Annotated in this window: 1 protein-coding gene; it reads right to left on the reverse strand. The window is 61.2% G+C overall.

Going from position 1 to position 1944, the window contains the following annotated elements:
• On the reverse strand, positions 1-1944 hold a 1944-nt coding region (locus J0A65_RS22720), incomplete at both ends, for a tape measure protein (protein WP_206596580.1).

Raw genomic sequence — 1944 nt, forward strand, 5'->3', positions numbered from 1 at the left:
GATGGTCGAGCGCACCTGCTCGACCGTAGCGTCATCGGTTTTCACCGATACCGGCAGGTCCTTCAGCTGCGCCGCCTGGTCCTTCAGCTGCTGCATCTCGTCGCGGATGCTGGCCAGCTTGTCCTCGGCGTTGCTCTGCTCCAGGTCGTTTGCCGCCAGCTCGATCTGCTGCAGCTCCTTGATGAAGCCAGTGAACCCGTAGGTGTTCTCGCCAGCGGCGGCCAGATCCTGCAGCATCTTCAGCGCTTGCTGTGCCAGGCGCTGCGCGCCCTCCACATCACCATTGGCCAGCGCGTTGCGCGCCCCGATCTTCAGGTTCTGTGCAGAGCTGTAGCTGGCCTCACCGGTACCACCCAAGCCGGCCAGCGCCTCCTGGTACCGCTGCTCGATCTTCAGCCGATCGTCGCGAACCTTCTGCAGGTCGGCGCTGGCTTTCTTCTCAGCCGCCACCAAGGCCTTGGCGCCAGCTTCGGCAGCCTTGATCTGGCTTTTGCGGAGGGTTTCGATGTCCGCAATATAGGTCGCGTAGCTACTGATGTCTGCCTGACGCTGCTTATCCACAGCTTTCTGCAACTGCGACTCTTGTTGGCCCGCACCAGATGCGATGCCAAACAGTCGAGTTTCGAAGTCCCGGATCTTCTGCTCAAGCTCATCAGCCCAAGCATCCAACTGCTCTGGCGCGAAGAACTTCATGAGCAAGGCAGTAGTCGACGACCCGAAGAAGCTTGATCCCGTCCGCGCAGCGTTTACCTCTTCCAGGGCGCGCTTCAGTTTCTCAAGCTCTCTGACCTGCTGGGAAGTTTCGTCACTGCCACTGGATAGCTGCGCGGCCGTGAAACCCACATTGTCAGCGAACTTGGCAAACTCACTTGCAGTTTTAACGGTCAGGCCAGCAAGGGTAGCCATCGCACTTGCGATCTGGCTCAACCCTTCAACAACCTGCGGGTCAGTGACGGTATCAGCCAAGTCATCAATAGCTTGAATCAGACTGCTCAAATCGGCTTGGCCAATGGCAGCATTCCAGCGATCAACCAAGCCGGTCATGGCGCCGCCAACCGTATCTGGCAGCGTCTCAGCCTCTTTCCGCAGGGTGTCAAGCTGCCCCGTCAATGCGTCCGTTACCACCTGGGCGGTCAGCTGACCTTGGGCGGCCATTTCTTTCAGCGCACCCACCGGCACACCAATGCCGTCAGCCAGCGCCTGCATCAGGCGCGGCGCCTGCTCGGCCACGCTATTGAACTCTTCACCTCGCAGAGCACCGGCGCCAAGCGCTTGGGCGAATTGGATAACGCCGTTCTCGGCTTCCTGAGCCGTTGCGCCGGAGACGCGAAACGATGTCGATACGGCTTCAGTCAGGCGGAGGATATCCTCCTGACTTCGCCCGGCATCACGAAGCGGGCGGCTGATGCGCTGGTATAGAGTTACCAGCGACTGCACCGGAGCATCAGTTTGCTGAGCAATCCTGCCTAGCTCTGTTTGAGCCCGGTTGAATTCCTCCTGGCTTGCGGTAGCAAGCCGGAGCCTGGCATTCATAAGGTTGTACGCATCGGCCGTTCGAGACACGTAGCTGATCGTCGAGACAGCTGCGTAGCCAGCACCAATCGCGCCAATAGCCCCACCAATCCCGCCAGCCAGGCCGCCAATTGCGCTTGATCGCCGCTGTTCGGCATTCATCTCACGGAGGGCGCGCTGGGTCTCACGCACACGCTCGGTCATCGAGCGCTGTGCAATGGCGAGCTCCTGCGTGGTCAGCTTGCCGGATGTGCGCAGCAACTGGTACTCAGCCCGCACGCGCCCGATCTGCGCCTGAAGCTCGCGGTAGCGATTCACACCCAAGTTCTGGCGCGCGGCCTCAAGGTTGGCGGCGCGCTGCTCGCGGGCCACCTGCGCCAGCGCTGCGGCGCGGGCACGAATACCAGCAACTGCTGCATCGTTACGACCAGC

Origin of the sequence: Bowmanella yangjiangensis, from assembly GCF_017255015.1 — a bacterium.
GTDB lineage: Bacteria > Pseudomonadota > Gammaproteobacteria > Enterobacterales > Alteromonadaceae > Bowmanella > Bowmanella yangjiangensis.